Origin of the sequence: Picosynechococcus sp. PCC 11901, assembly GCF_005577135.1 — a bacterium.
Taxonomy (GTDB): Bacteria; Cyanobacteriota; Cyanobacteriia; order Cyanobacteriales; family MRBY01; genus MRBY01.
Genome location: NZ_CP040360.1, coordinates 770,044 through 786,831 on the forward strand (window position 1 = coordinate 770,044; position 16,788 = coordinate 786,831).

The 16,788-nt window shown below is 50.5% G+C and carries 13 protein-coding genes and 1 tRNA gene; 8 read left to right on the forward strand and 6 right to left on the reverse strand.

Annotated features, from left to right (window positions below):
* Window positions 1-22: 22 nt before the first annotated feature.
* Window positions 23-1,624: a murein biosynthesis integral membrane protein MurJ gene (gene murJ, locus FEK30_RS04710; RefSeq protein WP_138072090.1), complete on the reverse strand. Its 1,602-nt coding sequence runs from the start codon at window positions 1,622-1,624 to the stop codon at window positions 23-25.
* A gap of 221 nt (window positions 1,625-1,845) precedes the next feature.
* On the opposite strand from murJ, the gene psbZ reads away from it, so the two are divergent.
* The 4 genes from psbZ to FEK30_RS04730 all read left to right on the forward strand — a co-directional run bounded on the left by psbZ (window position 1,846) and on the right by FEK30_RS04730 (window position 5,412).
* A complete protein-coding gene (gene psbZ, locus FEK30_RS04715) occupies window positions 1,846-2,034 on the forward strand; it encodes a photosystem II reaction center protein PsbZ (RefSeq protein ID WP_012305774.1) in 189 nt (62 codons plus the stop codon).
* Window positions 2,035-2,176: 142 nt separating this feature from the next.
* On the forward strand, window positions 2,177-2,653 hold the full coding sequence (gene ribH / locus FEK30_RS04720; RefSeq protein ID WP_012305775.1) for a 6,7-dimethyl-8-ribityllumazine synthase: 477 nt from the start codon (window positions 2,177-2,179) through the stop codon (window positions 2,651-2,653).
* 99 nt (window positions 2,654-2,752) lie between these two features.
* Window positions 2,753-2,824 (forward strand) — tRNA-Gly (locus FEK30_RS04725).
* Window positions 2,825-3,024: 200 nt separating this feature from the next.
* Entirely contained in the window at window positions 3,025-5,412 is a 2,388-nt protein-coding gene (locus FEK30_RS04730; RefSeq protein WP_255447958.1) for a transglycosylase domain-containing protein, read from the forward strand.
* Here FEK30_RS04730 and rppA read toward each other — a convergent pair.
* From rppA to FEK30_RS04755, 5 genes are all read right to left on the reverse strand, one after another.
* Entirely contained in the window at window positions 5,409-6,092 is a 684-nt protein-coding gene (rppA, locus tag FEK30_RS04735; RefSeq protein ID WP_030006723.1) for a two-component system response regulator RppA, read from the reverse strand. The genes FEK30_RS04730 and rppA overlap by 4 nt on opposite strands.
* Window positions 6,093-6,297: 205 nt before the next feature.
* Window positions 6,298-6,711 carry a DUF4278 domain-containing protein gene (locus FEK30_RS04740; protein WP_012305778.1) on the reverse strand — a complete coding sequence of 138 codons (414 nt, stop codon included), beginning with the start codon at window positions 6,709-6,711 and terminating at the stop codon, window positions 6,298-6,300.
* A gap of 206 nt (window positions 6,712-6,917) precedes the next feature.
* Window positions 6,918-9,383 (reverse strand): ATP-dependent Clp protease ATP-binding subunit, encoded by a 2,466-nt coding sequence (locus tag FEK30_RS04745; RefSeq protein WP_062431746.1) that lies wholly within the window; start codon window positions 9,381-9,383, stop codon window positions 6,918-6,920.
* Between the two features lie 129 nt (window positions 9,384-9,512).
* Window positions 9,513-9,884 carry a DUF565 domain-containing protein gene (locus FEK30_RS04750; RefSeq protein WP_138072094.1) on the reverse strand — a complete coding sequence of 124 codons (372 nt, stop codon included), beginning with the start codon at window positions 9,882-9,884 and terminating at the stop codon, window positions 9,513-9,515.
* Window positions 9,885-9,910: 26 nt separating this feature from the next.
* Complete coding sequence (locus FEK30_RS04755) at window positions 9,911-10,513, reverse strand: DUF3611 family protein (RefSeq protein WP_012305781.1); 603 nt, start codon at window positions 10,511-10,513, stop codon at window positions 9,911-9,913.
* Between the two features lie 278 nt (window positions 10,514-10,791).
* Between FEK30_RS04755 and FEK30_RS04760 the strand changes: the two genes are divergently transcribed.
* The 4 genes from FEK30_RS04760 to groL all read left to right on the forward strand — a co-directional run bounded on the left by FEK30_RS04760 (window position 10,792) and on the right by groL (window position 16,695).
* A complete protein-coding gene (locus FEK30_RS04760; RefSeq protein WP_030006721.1) occupies window positions 10,792-12,393 on the forward strand; it encodes a YcjF family protein in 1,602 nt (533 codons plus the stop codon).
* Between the two features lie 28 nt (window positions 12,394-12,421).
* Entirely contained in the window at window positions 12,422-12,997 is a 576-nt protein-coding gene (locus FEK30_RS04765) for a hypothetical protein (protein WP_168191116.1), read from the forward strand.
* A gap of 57 nt (window positions 12,998-13,054) precedes the next feature.
* Window positions 13,055-14,815 carry an Rqc2 family fibronectin-binding protein gene (locus FEK30_RS04770; RefSeq protein WP_138073742.1) on the forward strand — a complete coding sequence of 587 codons (1,761 nt, stop codon included), beginning with the start codon at window positions 13,055-13,057 and terminating at the stop codon, window positions 14,813-14,815.
* Between the two features lie 212 nt (window positions 14,816-15,027).
* Window positions 15,028-16,695: a chaperonin GroEL gene (groL, locus tag FEK30_RS04775; protein WP_012305785.1), complete on the forward strand. Its 1,668-nt coding sequence runs from the start codon at window positions 15,028-15,030 to the stop codon at window positions 16,693-16,695.
* The last annotated feature ends 93 nt before the right edge of the window (window positions 16,696-16,788 follow it).

Genomic DNA, 16,788 nt, shown 5'->3' on the forward strand with positions numbered 1-16,788 from the left:
AAATCCCCTCAAACTTTTGCTCCTAACCCCGCTTGAGTTTGCCTTTGATGCGTTGCCAAAGGATTTCGAGTTCTGGCAGTTTCAACAAACTCGCGAGGCCAAAGAAAACGGCTAAGGAAAAGGCGATCGCCACGAATAATTCCAAGCCCTGCACATAGAGGTTTTGGCCAAAACTCAAGGATTCTACCCCCAGAGAAATTCCCCAGCTCACAAATCCAGCGGCGATCGCTGCCCCCGTTAAGCCCAGCAAATTCAAGCCCCATTCTCCCAAGGGCAATCCGCCGAGGCGACGATTTAAGATCCCAAGCATCATGACGATAGAAAAGACATTGACCCCAATCGTGGCAAAGACTAAACCCGGTGTCTGGAATTGGTTTACCAAAATAAAATCTAAAAACGCGTTTAAAAAAATATTAAAAACACTAATCCGTGACGGCGTGACCCCATCCCCCAAGCCATAGAAAACCCGCACCAACACATCCCGTCCGAGGTAGAAAAACATCCCTATCCCATAGGCCATCAAGACTGGAGCAACAATGGCCGTCGCTTCCGCCGCAAAAGCATTGTATTCGTAGATAATCCGGATAATCGTCCGCGCCTGGGAGACAAAAATTGCACTCAGGGGCAACATCGAAAGGGCCGTGAGCAACAAACCCTGACGAATGCGAATCTTTAAATCGTCCCAATTTTCTGGGGCCGCCAACCGCGAAAACACAGGCAACAACGGTACCAAAATCATGTTGGAAATAATCCCCAGGGGCGTAAGGACGATGAAATTGGCGTAGCGCATCGCCGCCGCCGCACTCTCAATGTAGGAGGCAAAATACATATCCGTATAAACATTGATATGCAGCATCCCCGAAGACAAGGTGGCGGGTAACATCACCCGCATCACATCTTTTACCCCTGGAATATTCAGATCCAACCGAGGCCGCAGAGTCCCCAAACCCGATTTCCACTGAGCAAACACCTGGGCGAGCCACTGCCAAACCGCACCAACGAGGGTCGTTCCAGCGAGGACAATACAGCCCAACTGCATATATTCGGGGGCGCTGGCCTGTTCCCCCAAAATCCAGATCAAGCTGCCGACCCCGATCACCACACTGAGGCTCGAAAACAACGGGCTAATCCCCGGTAGCCAATATTGATCCGAGGCATTTAACACCCCGAAACCAATGCCAATCAGACCCGCAAAGACCGCCAACGGAGCCATAATCTGCAACTGCAAAATCGCCAACTCCCGCACCGTTCCCTCTAAGCCTGGGGCTACCAAGTCAATGAAAAATCCCGCAAAGACCACCAGCAAAACGGTGATCAACAGGAGTCCCCCCGTCACCAGGGTAGAAACCGTTTCTACGAGGGGCGCAGCATCTTTTTGATCTCGCTTGGCCAAGATACTCACGAGGGCACTGTGGAACGGCCCATTGATTCCCCCCAACAGAATGAGCAAAAAGCCCGGAATAATGTAGGCATAGGCATAGGCATCGACCACTGGCCCCACCCCAAATGCCCGGGCGATCGCCTGCTCTCGCACCAAGCCGAATACCTTACTAATCAGGGTGGCGATCGCCACAACCCCCGCAATACCAGCTAGCGAACGAGACTTTCGAGGAGAATCAGTCACAATCTTTTAGGAATTAAAAAAATACAATAAAAAGCGAAAAGCTTTCCCATTCTCACCGAGAATGCCTTCTTTGAGAATCACTTGCGGCCCCATCTACCAGAGAAGGTCAATTTTCTGGTAGCTTACTATAAACAATGAAAACTTTAGGATTTTCAAAACCTTATTTGGCATCCTAAGCCCATAAACCCCATTTGCTTGCTGTCTTGGGAGAATTTTAAAAAATGACTATTTTATTCCAACTTGCCCTTGCTGCCCTCGTGGCCCTTTCGTTCCTGATGGTAATTGGTGTTCCCGTTGCCTATGCTTCCCCCACCAACTGGGAACAGTCCAAATCATTGATTTTTGTCGGTTCCATTGCTTGGACTGTTCTGGTCATTGCCGTCGGTGTCCTGAATTTTTTCGTGATCTAACCACGCACATTCCTATGTTTGGCGATCAGGACGGCCCTGATCTCCCCCAAGGTGCAATCTTCTGCGTTGGCAACCTCAGCGTGATTGCACCTTAATTTTTTTATTAATTTCCCCCTTTACACCTTTTCTCTACAAATCCATTATGGCTACCTTTGAAGGAACCTATAACGACAACACCCAAGCGCTCAAATTGGCGATCGTCATCGGTCGTTTCAATGACCTGGTAACAAGCAAGCTCCTCGCAGGCTGCCAAGACTGTCTCCGTCGCCATGGAGTCAATACCGATCCAGAAGGAGCGCAAATCGATTACATTTGGGTGCCCGGCTGTTTTGAAATTTCCTTAGTCGCCAAAAAACTGGCTGATTCTGGTAAATACGATGCCATCATTTGTCTTGGGGCGGTGATTCGGGGCGATACTCCCCACTTTGATTACGTTGCGGCTGAAGTTTCCAAGGGAGTTGCGGCGGCGGCATTCCAAACAGGCGTACCGGTTATTTTTGGCGTCCTGACCACAGATACCATGCAGCAGGCCCTCGAACGGGCCGGGATTAAGAATAATCTCGGTTGGGGCTACGCTCTCAGTGCTTTAGAAATGGCGAGTCTGATGGGAAAAATTTAAGCGTTGGGGCGATCGCCAACGGGATCTCAAAAAAAATCAACGAGACCCTTGACATCTTCGTTTTTTCTTGGCATAGTTGTATACGTGCTCAGCACACAAGCGGGTATAGCTCAGCGGTAGAGCGTCACCTTGCCAAGGTGAATGTCGCGCGTTCGAATCGCGTTACCCGCTTAACTGAAAAACTAATCAAACAATAAAATAACCTCATCATTGGCCTGGTACAATCGTTGCGATTTGCTATAGACTGTCTGGAATATTCGAGCACATTTGTTAAACTGGCTCCGAATCAAAGACTGCGATGCATCATACATATCGCGTAATTCGAGCCATGCTTAGAGGATTTCGGCGTGTTTAATTTTGTCAGAAAGTCAGTGTCTCAACCCCTAGAAGACAACACCAATCAATTGCAGAGTGGGTCACAACCTGGGGCTAGCTCTGACCATGACTTACAAGGTGCTGAAATGGTGGCCATGGGCGAGGGAGAATTACCACAAACCACTACAGATAACGGCGCATCGCCCCAAAAGCCACAGCGAAAATCAAAAAAACGGCGTTGGCGGCTTTGGCTATTGGCGGGACTTGTGCTTGGGGTTGGCAGCGGCAGTTTTCTCATCTACCGGGGCTGGCAGGAACTAGAGGCACTGGTGCCGGAAAATGTCGATGAAATCTTAATTTATACACGTCCTGGCACCCTTACCATTCAAGCAGCCGATGGCAGTGTCATTGAAGAGGTGGGGCCTGTTTCCCATGACCGAGTCAAAATCTGGGCCGTACCAACGACTTTAACCGAGGCGTTTATTGCCAGTGAAGACCGACGCTTCTATGAACATTTTGGGGTGGATTTACAGGGGGTCGCACGGGCCGCCTACATGAACTTTCGGGCAGGCAGAGTCGTAGAAGGGGGCAGTAGCATTACGCAGCAGGTGGCGCGTATTGTCTTTTTGAACCAGGAAATGACCCTAGCGCGTAAGGTCAAGGAAATGCGCTTGGCAACAAAATTAGAAGAACAGTTCTCCAAGGAGCAAATCCTAGAAAGTTATCTAAATTTAGTTTATCTAGGCTCCGGGGCCTATGGTGTCTCGGATGCGGCTTGGGTTTATTTTGGTAAAAATTTAGAAGAGTTGACCCTAGGGGAAACGGCGATGATTGCGGGTTTAGCGCCAGCCCCCAGTTTATATTCACCGTTTGTTAATCTCCAGGCGGCGACGGTACGGCGGGATCAGGTGCTAGAGCGGATGTGGGAAGAGGGTTATATTTCCCAGGCCGAGTATGAAACGGCGATCGCCACCCCCATTGAAACGAATCGGCAAACGCCCCAACGTTTACTGCGCAAATACCCCTATTTTGCTGATTATGTGAAGGCAGAACTGAAACGGTACCTTTCCCCAGAGCAGTTGGAAACGGGCAGTTTTGTCATTGAAACGACCTTAAATCCTCAATGGCAGGAGTGGTCAGAGGCGGTTGTGGCGGAAGGAATTACGAACTACGGACGTTATCAACGCTTTGAACAGGCGGCGATGGTGAGCATCGATCCCCGCAGTGGCCAGATTAAAACGATGGTTGGGGGTTTAGATTTTGAAAATAATCAATATAACCGCGTCACCCAAGCCCAACGGCAACCGGGTTCGACCTTCAAAATGTTTGTCTATGCAGCGGCGATCGCCTCTGGGATGTCTCCCAATGCAACCTATGTTGACCAAGAATTTGCCATTGATGGCTACCGTCCGAAAAACTATTCCGGTACCGTCAGCAATCAAGCCGTTTCCCTCACAGAAGCCCTGACAAAATCGATCAACACCATCGCCTTGAGTGTGATGCTCGATGTGGGTTGGGACCCGATCATTAATCTCGCCCACCGCATGGGCGTTGAATCGGAGATGAAGCCCACCTATTCCTTAGCTTTAGGTGCCTGGGAAGTAAATTTACTAGAGCTAACCGCCGCCTATGGCACCCTCGCAAATGGTGGCGCTTATCAGCCTGTGTATGGCATTAGTCGAATTCTTGATCGCAATGGCAAGGTCGTTTACCAAGCGAACCGCAAACCGATCCAAGCTATCGATTCTGATAGTGCCGCCATCATGACCTATATGCTGCGCAATGTCGTGAGTAGCGGTACCGGCAGCCAAGCGAATATTGGTCGTCCAGTGGCCGGGAAAACAGGCACCTCTGATCAGGCGCGAGACCTGTGGTTTATTGGTTACATCCCCCAAATGGTAACAGGGGTTTGGCTCGGCAATGACGATAATAAACCCACCTGGGGAGCCAGTAGTACAGCGGCGCGCCTTTGGGGTGATGCAATGCGTCAAATTGCAGCGGCCATGACGGTGGAAGACTTTCCCAAATTACCAAATTTAAATAATCGCGTCGGTTCTATTGCCGCAGAACCAATCCAAGGGGGCGCGAAAAAAACGAAGGTCGTTGCCACAGATACAGAAGAAAAAACCAGCACCACAAATTCAGAAGCACAAGAGACCACGGAAGCATCCTCTGATGAGCGCCCAACCCCAGAGGCAGCGGCGACAACACCGACGAGCAATGATAATAAAGCTGTGGTCGACAATGAAATTAAACCCCCAGCACCGGCCTTTGACTTCACTGATCCGGCGGATACTGTGCCTCCCCTTGCCCCCTTACCGAGGAATAATCGACCTGCATCCACCGCAACGCCACCGAGTCCGCCTGCGGCCCCAAGACCAGCTCCTACGAATGTTGATGTGCCGGCTCCCCCTGTCATTCAAAAGAAGGAAACAGCTCCCTAGGTATTCTGCTCGCCAAAGTAATATCCTTTTCCGTAAATGGTGTGGATTAGAGGGCGATCGCCTTTTGCTTCTACCTTGCGTCGTAGCAAGCGTACCAGAGCCGCCAGCACATTACTGCTAGGAGATTCATCGCCATCTTGCCAGAGGTGTTGATAAATTTGCTCGTGGGTCAGAAGTTGAGCTGGGTGCTCCATAAAATAGCTCAGGAGTTGCAACTCCCGATCCGAGAGGCGAATGGCCCGGCCAGCACGGTAGGCCATTTGGTTGGCGATATCTAATTCGAGATCGGCGATCTTTAAACGATTAGGTGGCTCTCCCCCCGGCGATCGCCTTAATAACGCCCGCACCCGGGCCAGCAGTTCCCGCAACTCAAAGGGCTTGACTAAATAATCATCAGCACCAGCATCTAGACCAGAAACCCGGTCGTCCACCGTATCCTTGGCCGTTAAAAATAAAATAGGCGTTGTGCGGCCTAGCGATCGCACCCGTTGGCAGATTTCAACCCCCGAATATTGCGGCAACATCCAATCCAAAATCAGTAGATCATACTCTTGATCGCAGGCCAGTTCTAACCCCTGCTGGCCAGTTTCTGCCAATGCTACGGTATGCCCTTCCCGTTGGAGCACTTGGCTAAGGGCGCCCCGTAATTCCCGTTCATCGTCTACCAACAAAATGCGCATGGTTACTTCCAAAACACCTTGATTCCCATTATTCCCGAAGAAGGAAACCTGACCCAAGGCGATCGCCGACCATTTTTCCAATAAAAAAGGAAGCAGCTTCCATCCACTTCCAACTAATATTCATTATTCTTACTGTTACGACTACTGGGGAGATTTACCTTGTTCTATCACCAGAGTCAGAAAGAGTTTAAATCAAAATCACAACTTACACCGAGGATAAAGCATTAGATTCCTGTTGCAGCAGGGTAATCAGTTGTTCATCCCCCTGGGCTTGGGCCGTGCGGATCCGCCGTTCTAAGCTGCGGCGCATATTTTCTAGGTGCACACGCCGGGCGTCTTGACCCATTAATTTAGAGAGCTGTGGGACTCGTACCGGACAAGCTGCAGCGGCCGCTTCCTGTTGCTGTTGGGCCGTCGCCTTAACCACAGGTTGCTGAATCGCGTAGGTGCCACCCCGATAGTGGAGAAGTACTGACTCAACATCCGGACGATCAACTGTTTGCGTTACACAGTGTCGCCGCACCGTTTGTCCACGATAACGACCTAAGATATCCCCTTCTGTCACTTCTAAGGTTGCGGGAAGAGAATCATAGGAAACACCACGATATGTCAATTTCATAGAGATTTCCTCACTGTGCCTCAAAACTTTTTTCTGTAACTATTGTTACATTAATTCCTAAATTTTCTCGAAAAAATCAGAAAAACTTAAGGATTCTACTTAGATTGCGTATAACCAAGCCACAAAAAAGGAGCCCGAAAGCTCCTCTTGGCATCTTAGGTTTTAATTAACGTTAGGGTTATCGACAGGCTATGGATTGGTCACAGTTAACCAGGTTGCTTGGCTAATTCCAAAGGTTTTGCCGCTTTACTGACGGCCACTTTACCTTCTTCATTGATGTCAACGATCGCCGTATCACCAGAACCAACGCGGCCAGAAAGAATTTCCTCAGCGAGGACATCCTCTAACAGGCGCATAATCGCGCGACGTAACGGACGGGCACCATAGGATGGGTTGTAGCCTTCTTCCACGAGTCGCTCCTTAAACTTGTCGGTAACTTGCAACTCAATTTCCTGCTCAGTCAGGCGCTTGAAGACGTCCTTAAGGAGGATTTCGGAGATTTCTTTAACCTCTTCTTTGTTGAGTTGACGGAAGACAATAATCTCATCGAGACGGTTGAGGAACTCTGGACGGAAGTATTGCTTGAGCTCTTCGTTGACCAGGGAGCGGATCCGGTTGTACTGAGATTCTGCCGCATCTTCGCCAAATTCAAAGCCGAGGCCACCACCACCTTTTTCAATAACCTTGGAGCCAATGTTGGAGGTCAAGATAATCAAGGTGTTCTTGAAGTCGACGGTGCGCCCCTTCGCGTCGGTTAAGCGTCCATCTTCAAGGATTTGCAGCAGCATGTTGAAGATGTCGGGATGTGCCTTCTCGATTTCGTCAAAGAGAATAACGGTGTAAGGACGACGACGAACGGCTTCGGTTAACTGGCCGCCTTCGTTATAACCGACGTATCCGGGAGGGGAACCAATTAGTTTAGAAACGGTGTGCCGCTCCATGAACTCAGACATGTCGAGGCGAATCATCGCATCTTCAGAACCGAAGAAGTAGGCAGCTAAAGCCTTAGTCAACTCGGTTTTACCAACCCCAGTGGGGCCAGAGAAGACGAAGCTAGCAATGGGACGGTTGGGGTTTTTCAAGCCAACGCGGGCGCGACGAATGGCACGGGACACTGCTTTGACGGCATCCTCTTGACCAATCAGCCGCTGGTGCAGGGTATCCTCCATGTTGAGAAGCTTGGTGGATTCGCTCTCGGTAAGTTTGTTGAGGGGAACCCCTGTCCAAGAGGCGACGATGTGGGCGATTTCTTCGGCATCAACCACGGCATCGATGTCGCTATTTTTCTCTTTTTGGCTGGCGGCGATCGCCCGAATTTCGGTTTTGATTTCCATTTCGCGATCGCGCAATTCACCCGCTTTATCGAAGTCTTGGGAGCGCACCGCTTCATCCTTTTGCTTCAGGACATCGCGCAATTCTTTATCGAGTTCCTTGGCTTCAGGGGGCAGTTGGGAATTAATCAACCGAACACGGGAACCCGCTTCATCGATCAAGTCAATGGCTTTGTCGGGCAAGAAGCGATCGCTGATGTAACGGTCGGCTAATTTTGCCGCTGCATCGAGGGCTTCATCAAGGATTTTGAGCTTGTGGTGCTGTTCATAGCGTTCCCGCAGACCAAAGAGAATTTCGATGGTTTCTTCGACGGAAGGTTCACCAACCATTACGGGTTGGAAGCGCCGTTCTAAGGCTGCATCCCGCTCAATGTGCTTGCGATATTCATCAAGGGTGGTGGCACCGATACATTGCAGTTCACCACGGGCGAGGGCAGGCTTGAGGATATTGGCGGCATCGATCGCCCCTTCCGCAGCACCCGCACCGATTAGGGTATGAACTTCGTCAATCACCAGGATCACATTCCCGGCTTGGCGAATTTCGTCCATGATTTTTTTGAGGCGTTCTTCAAATTCACCCCGGTATTTCGTGCCCGCAACCAGCAAACCAATATCGAGGGTGACAACGCGCTTTTCTTCGAGAATGTCAGGCACATCCCCATTGGAAATTCTTTGGGCCAGACCTTCGGCGATCGCCGTTTTCCCGACCCCTGGTTCGCCAATCAGTACCGGATTATTTTTCGTGCGGCGACCAAGGATTTGAATCACCCGTTCAATTTCATTTTGACGACCAACGACGGGATCAAGCTTGCTGTCTTTGGCCAGTTGGGTCAGATTCGAGCCAAATTCATCTAGGGTCGGTGTCTTATTACTCCGGGAAGAACCGCCACCCGCTGCGACTTCTGCGGTCTCACCGAGCATCCGGATTACCTGGGTACGTACCTTGGAGAGGTCAACCCCTAAATTTTCGAGGACTCTGGCAGCAACTCCTTCCCCTTCACGGATTAAGCCTAGTAACAAATGCTCCGTACCAATGTAGTTGTGACCCAATTGGCGAGCTTCTTCGAGGGAGAGTTCTAAGACCCGTTTTGCCCTGGGCGTGAACGGAATTTCAACGGCCACAAAGCCGGAACCCCGCCCGATAATTTTCTCTACCTCAATGCGGGCATCCTTGAGATTAACCCCCATAGACCGGAGTACCTTAGCGGCAACGCCAGTCCCCTCACCAATGAGACCGAGGAGGATTTGCTCCGTACCAACGAAGTTGTGACCAAGGCGACGCGCTTCCTCTTGGGCGAGCATAATCACCTTAATAGCTTTTTCTGTGAAGCGTTCAAACATGACCTGTTTTTTACCTGCTGCTAGTCCCTATGTAGAGTTGATTCTAGCACAGGGGAAATTTTTGGTTGATGCCTAGAACAATTGATTCTGATACGGTTTCTCCCCCTTGGCAAGCTCTGGTAACATTCGCTACGAACCGACGTTAACGGCAGAAACAGTGAGGCCATACAGGAGCCCAATTTTGAAGACATGCATCAGTTGAAATAAGAGCCGGCTCTGGGGCGCAGTGGGGTTTGTGGCCGCTTTTTGGGCAATGGTTTGGCGATCGCCTTGCCTATAGTAGAGAAAATTACTCACTTCAGCCAAAAAAATGATCCCAATGGCAACTATCGGATCCCAAGCCATGGCTTGGCCGATAGCCGGCGGAAAAACCGTCGCAACAAAGTTTCCAAAAAGGAGAAAAATGGCGAGCAAGGCCATCTTGCGCCATGGATTTTGAAAAAAACTGGTAAATTGCCCAAGGGTTGCCCCCAGGAGGAGATTGAGTCGGGTGCGTTGCATAGGTCACATCGGGAACGGTGAGGACATTATTTATTCAATCGATCGAGGAGCCAGAGGGCAATGACAATCCCTGTGAAATGGGAGGCGATCGTGTGGGTATTCGCCAGGATGATAAATAGATCTTTCGGTTGAATGAGCTGGGATGTATTGGAAAAAACGGCCCCCTGGGGAATGGTCAAAGATTTCCCGAGGACGAGCCCCACGAAGGCTTCGGCACCAATGATCGCAAACATCATGCCCAGGAGGTTAGCCAAGAGACCAAATTTAATGGTTTGAATGGTGTAGGATTTCTTGGGCCGGAGGGAGCTATCACCCGCGAGCATCAGTCGGGCAATGGTTTTATAGCGGAAGAAGAAAAAGATACTCACGATGAGGGCAATGAGACCGCCGGCAGCACAGAATAGCCCAAAGCTGCTTCCCTGGCTAAAGCGAATATCTTGGTTGGCGTTGGTGGCATCACTGCCGACTAGGCTCGCACTGGCAAAGAGGAGAATTAGCGCTGCGACAACACCGAGGATAATCTGTACCCAGAAGCCAATATTACCGGCGAGTTTGAGGGTGGCCGAGGCTCTGAGGATGGCGGCGGGGATCGATGCGCCCGCTAAAGCACCGTAGGAATCACGTTTCATAGGAGTTTGTGGTGATGGGGTTATGTCTGCAGGGTCAGAATTTGCTTTTGCTCCATTCTCTTATATCAACTGTTGGGTTGCCAAAAGGGAAAAGGCGATCGCCTCTGGTTCTAACCAACACTCCCTTGTCTAGCATTTGATGCCTATCACCAAGATCAATGGTGACCAAACAGTCGGAAACAAACAATGGGAGTCAAGTGAACTAAGGGTTACAGCATCCTCAGCGAAGGGGGACAAGCTATGATGGTCATCAGGTTTTTCAGAGAGTTTGCGCGTTAATGCACCCGATTCGCCTCACCTTATTTTTCATTGGCCTGAGTATTATTCTGGGGCTGATGTTGTGGTTGGTGAATTCCCTCTACCGTCTCTATCTCCAGGTGTCCTTTACGGCGCCATTTCTGGCAAATCTGCTGATTTTGGTGCTTATTGCCCTAATTGGCTTAATTCTCTGGACGTTTTGGCGCTATTTCAACCTCTTTGGTCGCAAACGAAAACCGCGATCGCCCCGGAAAGTTGTCAATTATCAGCCCCAACTACCCACGGAAAAAACAGAGGTGGCGGCGGCAAATCTACGCACCATTCAACAGCAAGTCAACCAAATCCAAGATAAAGTGGCCCAGAAAGTCCTCCTGAACCGTTCCCAGGAAATTCAGGCGAATTTTGAGCGACAAGAGCTCCAGGTGGCTGTTTTTGGTACGGGATCGGCGGGGAAAACATCTTTGGTGAATGCGCTAATTGGGCAAATGGTGGGTAACGTCGAAGCGACCATGGGCACTACCCAGACGGGCCAGACCTATCGCCTAAAACTAAAAGGGGTGAATCGGCAGATTTTGATCACAGATACGCCGGGGATTTTAGAAGCGGGGGAAGCGGGCATTCAACGCGATCGCCTGGCGCGGGAGTTGGCAACCAATGCGGATCTGCTGATTTTCGTGGTCGATAACGATCTGCGGCAATCGGAATATGATCCCCTCTGTGAATTGGCTGAAATTGGCAAGCGATCGCTGTTGGTGTTTAACAAAATCGATGTTTACGCAGATGCTGATCAACAATTGATTGGCGATCGCCTCAAGGAAAAAGTACAACACCTGATCACTCCCCAGGACGTGGTTTTAGTCTGTGCCAATCCCCAACCCGTAGAACTAGAGGATGGCGAAATTTTTACCCCAGAGCCGGACGTGATGCCCTTAGTGAAACGTTTAGCGGTGGTGCTGCGGGCCGAAGGGGATGATTTGTTAGCAGATAATCTTCTTCTACAATCCCAACGCCTGGGGGAAGAAGCCCGCAAAATCATTGAACACCAACGGAAAAAACAGGCCGAACAGGTGATTGAACGCTACCAGTGGATTGGCGCTGGAGTAATTGCTGTAACCCCTCTGCCCGTGGTGGATATGTTGGCGACGGCGGCGGTGAATGCCCAGATGGTGATGGAAATTGGTCGGGTGTATGGCTGCGAAATCGATGGCGATCGCGGTAAAGAATTAGCTGTTTCTCTCGGCAAAACCCTGGTCAGTTTAGGGGTTGTTAAAGGGGCGGTGGAAATCCTTGCAAAAATTCTCCAAACAAACATTGCTACATACCTCGTGGGCAAAGCAATCCAGGGGGTAACAGCCGCCTACCTCACGCGCATCGCGGGCAAAAGTTTCATTGAATATTTTCGTCACGATCAGGATTGGGGCGATGGCGGGATCACGGAAGTAGTGCAGGAGCAATTTAAGCTCAGTAAAAAAGATGAGTTTGTCAAAGATTTTGTCGGCGATGCCATTCTAAAAGTTGTCAATCCCTTTAAGGAAGTGTGGCAAATTGAACTGGAAGAAGACCCAGAGTTAGCGGAGTTGGAATGGACTGCACCCCAACGGCGACGGCGGGATGAATGGTAGATTTTGCACGGAAGCTTGAGGCATGATTATGGCACCACAGCGACAGATTAACTGGCAGAAGTTAGCGGAAATTTACGAACTCAAGGAATTTTTTGCGGCGGATTTTGCTGGTTTTCAAGCCGAAATTGAACAGCAATTGCAAGATCTGGATCGCTTCCCGACGGAAACCCTGGATAAACTAGCAAAACTACGTGCCCTAGAAGTGACCAACGGCATTACCCAATGGGCCTATCGGCGTGGCGCGGCCCAAGCGCTCCCCATCGAGCAGACCCGGCAATGTATGAACATGGTGATGGGCTTTATGAAAAATGTAGAATTGACCTTTCCCAGCATCGGCACTGTTGAATTTAGCGATTGGGAAACAGACTATGTGCGGCGGGTGCGGGGACTCTACATTGATGCGTTTAAAAATAATCTGCCTGGGGCAGAATCGCAGTTCCATGCCATTTCTACGGCGCAGTTTATCGCCTGTGGTCATCACCGTTTAAATGAGGCGATCGCCCTCGTAGAAGCAGACTATGGGGAACTGTTTTCGGCCTATTTCATCGAACGAATGAAAAAATATATCGGCGCTTACCTGGATAGTTTTAGCGAAAGCCCCTAAGATCCAAGACTGCGCATCCGTGGCATCGGCATTGGGGAGAATCGAGCAGCAATGAAAATTCAGGCAGTAGACTACACAACCTTGGTGGCCCTGGTCACGGAATTACAGCGGGACTGGGTGCCGGCGCGCCTCGAACAGGTTTATCAATACGACAAACAAACCCTCTGTTTAGCCCTGCGCACCCTCGAAAAACGGGAATGGCTCTGGTTATCTTGGCACCCCCAGGCCGCCAGAATGCATTTAGGCGATCGCCCCCCCAGAGATCCCGATACCTTTACCTTTAGCGACCAACTGCGCCACCTCATCAAAGGTTCGGCCTTGCTGGGAATTGAACTGATCCAACCCTGGGAACGGGTGGTGGATTTTCAGTTTGGTCGCCGCCCTGGAGAAGTCCCCCAATGGCATTTGTACGTCGAAATTATGGGGAAACATAGCAACGTAATCCTCGCCAATGCCGATCAGCAAATTGTCACTACGGCCCAACAAATTAGTGGCGATCGCTCCACCGTCCGCCCCGTCCAAACTGGCCAACCCTACGAATTTCCCCCAGCCCTGACGAAAACAGCGCCCAGCCCTACAGAATCCTTTGAACGCTGGCAAGAAAGAATCGCCCTATTACCCAAATCCCTGAAAAAACAAATCCTCGAAAATTACCGGGGCGTGAGTCCTATTCTTCTAGAAGGGATGATTGGCGCGGCCCAGTTAACCCCTGAGCAAACGACGGATACCCTCACCGCTAACGATTGGGAAAGTCTTTTTCAGCAATGGCAACGGTGGCTTGCTTGCCTAGAACAGCGACAGTTTTGCCTGACGCTCCAGGACAACCAATACCAAGTGGTCACCTGGCAGTCGGATGAATTTTGTTTGCCCCTACAGCCAACTCTCAATCACTATTATCAAAGCCGCCTTAATCAACAACAATTCCAACAACTGCACCACCAACTCAACCAGAAAGTTAGTCTCCTGTTGGCAAAATTGCAGCAAAAGGCCCAACTTTTCCGAACGCGCCTCACAGAATCCACCGAAGCGGATCAATACCGTCAATACGGCGATTTACTCATGGCCTATTTGCATGAGTGGCAACCGGGTTTAACTGAAATTGCCCTAACGGATTTTGCCTCAGGCGATCGCCTTAAAATTCCCCTCCAACCGGATAAAAATGCTGTCCAAAATGCCCAGGCTTTTTATAAACAACACCAAAAACTAAAGCGGGCAAATCACATTGTGCAACCACTTTTAAAGGAAGTAGAAACAGAAATTCATTACCTCGAACACATTGAAGCCAGTTTGGGACAAATTGCGAGTTACGAAAATGCCACTGACTTGGAAGCTTTACAGGAAATTCAGGCAGAATTGATCCACGGGAGTTACCTCAAAACCAACCGAGAACCTACTGCTAAACAAGCGGTTTCTAAACCCCATATTTACCGCACCCCAGGAGGATCAGAACTCTGGATCGGGCGCAATAACCAACAAAATGATCATCTAACGTTTCGGGTGGCCAATGATTATGATCTTTGGTTCCATAGCCAAGAAATCCCCGGTAGCCATGTTTTATTACGACTAGAACCCGGTGCAGTTCCCGATGAGGCGGAATTGCAATGGGCGGCGGATTTTGCAGCCTATTACAGCCGCGCCAGCCAAAGCGATCAGGTGCCCATTGTTTATACAAAACCCAAGCACGTTTATAAACCCAAGGGGGCCAAACCAGGAATGTGCATTTATAAACAGGAAACGATTCTCTGGGGTCAACCCCAACGGGCCAAGGCGGCGATCGCCAAATTAACCCAATCCACAGATCAGTCCGAGAAAAAGTAGGGGGTAGGGTTTCGGTTCATTGGGGGGAAAGGTATGAGATCCCTCACTTGATTTTTTAAAGAAAATATGTAGCCACAAAAGACAAATTGCTTGAAAAGCTTTTTTAGAGCGCTTTTGGCCCGTTTGCATCGCCGAAACCAGAAAACATTAGCAGTCGCCCCCTAGGAGTGCTAAATTTGCTAGTGACGTAAAACTTTATAACGCAAACTCCTATGGCTAAGATTGTCTCTTTCAAGGATGACTCTAGACGCTCCCTCGAAGCAGGGATTAATGCCCTTGCCGATGCGGTAAAAATCACCCTCGGCCCCAAGGGTCGGAATGTACTCCTCGAAAAGCAGTATGGTGCGCCCCAAATTGTGAATGATGGGATCACCGTTGCGAAGGATATTGAACTTAGTGATCCGCTCCAAAATACGGGGGCGCGGTTAATCCGGGAAGTGGCAGCGAAAACCAATGACAGTGCTGGGGATGGCACGACCACTGCCACCGTTATGGCCCAAGCGTTGATCCGCGAAGGTTTGAAAAATGTGACGGCTGGGGCAAATCCCGTGGCCCTGCGCCGGGGTATCGATGCGGCAGTGAAGTTCCTCGTGAAGGAAGTTGCCGCGATCGCCAAGCCCGTTGAAGGAGAGGCGATCGCCCAGGTGGCCGCTGTGTCTGCCGGGAATGACGAAGAAGTAGGCCGGATGATCTCTGAAGCCATGGCCAAAGTCACCAAAGATGGCGTGATCACCGTGGAAGAGTCCAAGTCCCTCGCCACTGAACTGGATGTAGTTGAAGGAATGCAACTGGATCGCGGTTACATCTCCCCCTATTTCGTCACCGATCAGGAACGGCAAATCGTTGAATTTGAAAATCCTTACATCCTGATCACCGACAAGAAAATTTCGGCGATCGCCGACCTCGTGCCCGCCCTCGAACAGGTAGCCCGTTCCGGTCGTCCTTTGTTGATTGTTGCCGAAGACATTGAAGGGGAAGCCCTGGCGACCCTCGTTGTGAACAAAGCCCGTGGTGTCCTCAATGCCGCCGCAATCAAGGCTCCCAGTTTTGGCGATCGCCGTAAGCAAATGCTCCAGGACATCGCTGTCCTCACCGGCGGTCGGGTCATTTCCGAAGAAGTGGGCCTCAGCCTCGAAGCCATTGACCTTGATATGCTCGGTAATGCCGAAAAAATCACCATCAGCAAGGAAGAAACCACCATCGTTTCCGGTGGCGGTAGCAAAGCTGACATTGACGCCCGCGTTAGCCAAATCCGTAAGCAACTGGCTGAAACCGACTCCGAATATGACATGGAGAAACTCCAGGAGCGGATCGCTAAGCTTGCTGGTGGTGTTGCCGTGATTAAAGTCGGTGCAGCCACTGAAACTGAACTCAAAGACCGCAAACTCCGCATCGAAGATGCCCTCAACGCCACCAAAGCCGCTGTCGATGAAGGCATTGTTCCCGGTGGTGGCACGACCCTAATTCACCTCGCTGAAAAGGTCGCTGAAGTAAAGGCAAGCCTCAGTAGCGACGAAGAGAAGCTCGGTGTCGATATCGTTTCCCGCGCCCTAGAAGCGCCCCTCCGCCAATTGGCTGATAACGCGGGTGCCGAAGGTTCTGTGGTTGTAGAACGGGTTCGTACCAGTGACTTCAACGTTGGCTACAACGCGGCCACTGGCGAATATGTCGATATGATTGCCGCTGGCATCATTGACCCGGCGAAGGTTGTCCGTTCTGTTTTGCAAAATGCAGCCTCCATCGCTGGAATGGTGATCACAACCGAAGCCCTCGTCGTTGAGAAGCCCGAACCCGAAGCGCCCGCCCCTGACATGGGTGGTGGTATGCCCGGTATGGGTGGCATGGGCGGCATGGGAATGCCTGGCATGGGAATGATGTAATTTTTCCTAAACCCTTTTAAAGATTCATTATCTGCATTGGGCACCCTCCGGGGTGCTTTTTTTTGTTTTCTGGGCGAAAAATCTTGGGTCAAG

Coding starts and splice junctions, on each gene's coding strand:
- FEK30_RS04765 (WP_168191116.1), top strand. CDS start 12,422: ATGGCACCACAGCGACAGATTAACTGGCAGAAGTTAGCGGAAATTTAC.
- ribH (WP_012305775.1), top strand. CDS start 2,177: ATGGCTACCTTTGAAGGAACCTATAACGACAACACCCAAGCGCTCAAA.
- FEK30_RS04745 (WP_062431746.1), bottom strand. CDS start 9,383: ATGTTTGAACGCTTCACAGAAAAAGCTATTAAGGTGATTATGCTCGCC.
- FEK30_RS04750 (WP_138072094.1), bottom strand. CDS start 9,884: ATGCAACGCACCCGACTCAATCTCCTCCTGGGGGCAACCCTTGGGCAA.
- psbZ (WP_012305774.1), top strand. CDS start 1,846: ATGACTATTTTATTCCAACTTGCCCTTGCTGCCCTCGTGGCCCTTTCG.
- FEK30_RS04755 (WP_012305781.1), bottom strand. CDS start 10,513: ATGAAACGTGATTCCTACGGTGCTTTAGCGGGCGCATCGATCCCCGCC.
- rppA (WP_030006723.1), bottom strand. CDS start 6,092: ATGCGCATTTTGTTGGTAGACGATGAACGGGAATTACGGGGCGCCCTT.
- FEK30_RS04760 (WP_030006721.1), top strand. CDS start 10,792: ATGCACCCGATTCGCCTCACCTTATTTTTCATTGGCCTGAGTATTATT.
- FEK30_RS04740 (WP_012305778.1), bottom strand. CDS start 6,711: ATGAAATTGACATATCGTGGTGTTTCCTATGATTCTCTTCCCGCAACC.
- groL (WP_012305785.1), top strand. CDS start 15,028: ATGGCTAAGATTGTCTCTTTCAAGGATGACTCTAGACGCTCCCTCGAA.